This is a genomic window from Ruegeria sp. CE9 (assembly GCF_056537425.1).
The window spans coordinates 1-4,550 of the sequence record NZ_JBQFRO010000027.1 but is presented as its reverse complement, the minus strand read 5'-3'; the positions used below and the strand labels follow the sequence as shown (position 1 = coordinate 4,550).

3 protein-coding genes are annotated in these 4,550 nt (G+C 62.2%); all 3 read left to right on the top strand.

What is annotated here, in order from left to right:
• On the top strand, positions 1 to 1,085 hold a 1,085-nt coding region (gene gcvT / locus ACR0B3_RS23455; RefSeq protein ID WP_480811177.1), incomplete at its 5' end, for a glycine cleavage system aminomethyltransferase GcvT.
• 17 nt (positions 1,086 to 1,102) lie between these two features.
• Entirely contained in the window at positions 1,103 to 1,468 is a 366-nt protein-coding gene (gene gcvH, locus ACR0B3_RS23450) for a glycine cleavage system protein GcvH (RefSeq protein ID WP_170687728.1), read from the top strand.
• Between the two features lie 178 nt (positions 1,469 to 1,646).
• Positions 1,647 to 4,502, top strand: a complete 2,856-nt coding sequence (gene gcvP / locus ACR0B3_RS23445) for an aminomethyl-transferring glycine dehydrogenase (protein ID WP_480811178.1) — start codon at positions 1,647 to 1,649, stop codon at positions 4,500 to 4,502.
• The last annotated feature ends 48 nt before the right edge of the window (positions 4,503 to 4,550 follow it).

The following is a 4,550-nucleotide window of genomic DNA, read 5'->3' as shown; positions in this document are numbered from 1 at the left end:
TAAAACGCACGCCACTCCATTCTTTGCATGTTGAGTTGGGTGGTAAGTTGGTTGATTTTGCGGGTTGGGAGATGCCTGTTCAGTATCCATTGGGGATTATGGGGGAGCACAAGCAGTGTCGTGAGAAGGCGGCGTTGTTTGATGTGTCTCATATGGGTCAGGTGATTTTGCGGGGCGAGAATGTGGGGGAGAAGCTGGAAGCTTTGTGCCCGCAGGCTTATGCGACGCTGAAAGAGGGCAAGGCGCGGTACGGGTTCTTTACGAATGCTGAAGGCGGGATCATGGATGACCTGATCGTGTCGAATGCGGGGGATCATTACTTTGTGGTGGTGAACGCGGCGCTGCGGCATCAGGACATTCCGCATATGCGTGAGCACCTCGAAGGCGTCGAAGTGATCGAGATCTTTGACCGCGCGCTGGTGGCGGTTCAGGGCCCTGCGGCGGAGAACGTGGTGGGCGATCTGTGCCCTGCGGCGCGGGATCTGAAGTTCATGGAAACCACCGTGGCCGAGATCAACGGCGTCGAATGCCGCATATCGCGGCTGGGCTACACCGGTGAGGACGGGTACGAGATCTCGATCCCCGAGGACAAGGCGATCGAGATCAGCAAGGCCTTCCTGGCGCATGAGGATTGCGAGGCGGCTGGTCTTGGCGCGCGCGACAGCCTGCGGCTGGAGGCGGGCCTGTGCCTTTATGGCAATGACATTGACCAGAGCACCTCACCGATTGAGGCCAGCCTGGCCTGGGCCATTCAAAAACGCCGCAAGGAAGAGGGCGGCTTCCCGGGTGCGGATCGCATCCAGAAGGAACTGGCCGAAGGTCCCGCCAAAAAGCTGGTGGGCATCAAGCCCGAAGGCCGTGCGCCGGCGCGTCAGGGCGTTGAGATCCAGTGCAGCAATGGCAACACGATCGGCCAGATCACTTCGGGCGTGTTTGGCCCCACGGTGGGTGGACCGGTGGCGATGGGCTATGTGGCGGCCGGTCATACCGAGCCGGGCGAGACGGTGAACCTGATCATCCGGGGCAAACCGCAGCCAGCGCAGATCGTGGCGCTGCCTTTCGTCAAACAGAATTACAAGCGTTGAAGTCAGGAGAGAGAGACATGGCAACCTATTATTCCGAAGAGCATGAATGGCTGAGCGTTGAGGGCGACACCGCCACGCTGGGCATCACCAAACACGCTGCCGAGCAGTTGGGCGACGTGGTGTTCGTGGAACAGCAGGAAGCAGGCGACGAGTTTGAAAAAGGCGGTGAGATCGGCGTGATTGAATCCGTCAAGGCCGCGTCCGAGCTTTACGCACCGGTGGACGGTGAGATCACCGAGGTAAACGAGGCGCTGGCCGACACCCCCGGCGCGCTGAACGAAGACCCCGAGGGCGAGGCCTGGATCTACAAGATCAAGATCGCGGACGCATCGCAACTCGAAGATCTGATGGATGAGGCCGGCTACAAGGCCTTCATCGGGTAATTCAAGCGGCGGATCCTTGCGCGGATCCGCCTTCCCCTTTCACTTGGAGCCGCTGATTTGGGCTCCGCCCGTTCGGGCCTGAAACTGTCCCCCGGACAGTTTCCAAGACGGCCCTCACCCCCCGCCGGAGGCTCCTGCCGCCTCCGCCGGGCCTGACCTATCCTTGAGGAGCGCAACGATGGCCTTCAAACTGACCGATTACGAAGCCTATGACTTCGCCAACCGCCGCCATATCGGGCCCAGCCCGACCGAGATGCGCGACATGCTCAAGGTGATCGGCTTCAAGACACTGGACGAGCTGATCGACGCCACCGTCCCGCCCGCGATCCGGCAGAAAGAGCCGCTGGACTGGGGCCCGGCGATGACCGAGCGCGATGCTCTGTTCCACATGAAAGAAGTGGCGAGCAAGAACAAGGTTCTGACCTCGCTGATCGGTCAGGGCTATTACGGCACCACCACGCCTGCACCGATCCTGCGCAACATTCTGGAAAACCCGGCCTGGTACACCGCCTACACCCCCTATCAGCCCGAGATCAGCCAGGGCCGTCTTGAGGCGCTGTTGAACTTCCAGACCATGGTCAGCGACCTGACCGGGCTCGATGTGGCCAACGCCTCGCTGCTGGACGAAGCCACTGCTGCCGCCGAAGCGATGGCCATGGCCAAGCGCGGCGGGCGTTCGAAAGCCAACAACGCGGCCTTCTTTGTCGACAAGAACTGCCACCCGCAGACCATCGCGGTCATTAAAACCCGCGCCGAGCCTCTGGGCATTGAGGTACAAGTCGCCGATCCGGATACGCTGGATGCGGGCGCCGTCTTTGGCGCGATCTTCCAGTATCCAGGCACGCACGGCCATGTGCGCGACTTCACCGCCAAGATCGCGGCCCTGCATGAACACAAGGCGATTGCCATCGTTGCTGCCGACATCCTGTCGCTGGCACTGCTGAAGTCACCGGGCGAGATGGGCGCGGATATCGCCATCGGCTCGACCCAGCGCTTTGGCGTGCCGATGGGCTATGGCGGCCCGCACGCGGCCTATATGGCGACTACCGACAAGCTGAAACGCTCGATGCCGGGCCGGATCATCGGTGTCAGCATCGACAGCCGTGGCAACAAAGCCTACCGCCTGGCGCTGCAGACCCGCGAGCAACATATCCGCCGCGAGAAAGCCAACTCGAACGTTTGTACCGCGCAGGCGCTGTTGGCGGTGATTGCTTCGATGTATGCGGTCTATCACGGCCCCGATGGCATCAAGGCCATCGCGCAATCGGTGCACCGCAAGACCTCGCGCTTGGCCGCCGGTCTGGAAGAGGCGGGCTTTGCCGTGGAACCGGAAGTGTTCTTTGACACGATCACGGTTGAGGTCGGCCATCTGCAGACCGTTGTCATGGAGGCCGCCGTGGCGCGCGGTGTGAACCTGCGTAAAGTGGGTGACACGAAGGTGGGCATCAGCCTCGACGAACAGACCCGCCCCGAGACCATCGAGGCTGTCTGGGGGGCCTTCGGCATCGACCGCAAAGATGACAGCTCGAACAAGCAGTACCGCCTGCCCGATTACGCGCTGCGCGAAAGCGAATACCTGACCCATGAGATCTTCCACAAGAACCGGGCCGAGGCCGAGATCACCCGCTATATGCGCCGTCTGGCCGACCGTGACCTGGCGCTGGACCGGGCGATGATCCCGCTGGGCTCCTGCACTATGAAGCTGAACGCCACGATCGAGATGATCCCGGTCACCTGGCCCGAGTTCGGCAATCTGCACCCGTTCTGCCCCGAAGATCAGGCGCAGGGCTATCACGAGATGATCGACGATCTGAACGACAAGCTGTGCCAGATCACCGGCTATGACGCGATCAGCCAGCAGCCCAACTCGGGCGCGCAGGGCGAGTACGCAGGCCTCTTGACCATCCGCAACTATCACTTTGCCCGCGGGCAGGGTCAGCGCAATGTCTGCCTGATCCCGACCTCGGCGCATGGCACCAATCCGGCCTCGGCCCAGATGGTGGGCTGGCAGGTTGTGCCGGTACTGGCGGATGAGAACGGCAACATTGACCTGAACGACTTCCGCGCCAAGGCGGAAAAGCATTCCGATCATCTGGCCGCCTGCATGATCACCTACCCCTCGACCCATGGCGTGTTCGAGACCACCGTGCAGGAGGTCTGCCAGATCACCCATGATCACGGCGGTCAGGTCTATATCGACGGCGCCAACATGAATGCCATGGTCGGGCTGTCGCGCCCCGGTGACATTGGTGGCGATGTCAGCCACCTGAACCTGCACAAGACCTTCTGCATCCCCCATGGCGGCGGCGGCCCCGGCATGGGTCCGATCGGCGTCAAAGCCCACCTGACCGAGCACCTGCCCGGCCACCCGGAATACGGCACCGCCGTGGGCCCGGTCTCGGCGGCGCCTTTTGGGTCTCCGTCCATCCTGCCGGTCTCATGGGCCTATGTGCTGCTGATGGGTGGCGCGGGTCTGACCCAGGCGACCAAAGTGGCGATCCTGAACGCCAACTACATCGCGGCGCGTCTGCAGGATGCCTACCCGATCCTCTACACCTCGGAAACGGGTCGCGTGGCGCATGAATGCATCCTCGACACCCGCCCCCTGGACGAAGCGGCGCATGTCACCGTCGATGATGTGGCCAAGCGTCTCGTCGATTCAGGCTTCCACGCGCCGACCATGTCCTGGCCGGTCGCCGGAACCCTGATGGTCGAACCCACGGAATCGGAACCCAAGGACGAGCTCGACCGCTTCTGCGACGCCATGCTCTCGATCCGGGCGGAAGCGCAGGACATCATCGACGGCAAGATCGATGCGGAAAACAATCCGCTGAAAAACGCCCCCCACACGGTGCGCGATCTGGTCGGCGACTGGGACCGCCCCTACACCCGCGAACAGGCCTGCTTCCCTCCGGGCTCCATGGGCGTCGACAAATACTGGTCCCCCGTCAACCGCGTCGACAACGCATACGGAGACCGAAACCTCATCTGCACATGCCCCCCCATGTCAGAATACGCAGACGCCGCCGAATAAACACAAACAAACACTAAACCCCCACCAAATAAGGTGGGGGTTGAAGCC

What these genes read in the sequence shown, in the direction of transcription:
- gcvH (WP_170687728.1), top strand. Translation starts at nt 1,103, where the DNA reads ATGGCAACCTATTATTCCGAAGAGCATGAATGGCTGAGCGTTGAGGGC.
- gcvP (WP_480811178.1), top strand. Translation starts at nt 1,647, where the DNA reads ATGGCCTTCAAACTGACCGATTACGAAGCCTATGACTTCGCCAACCGC.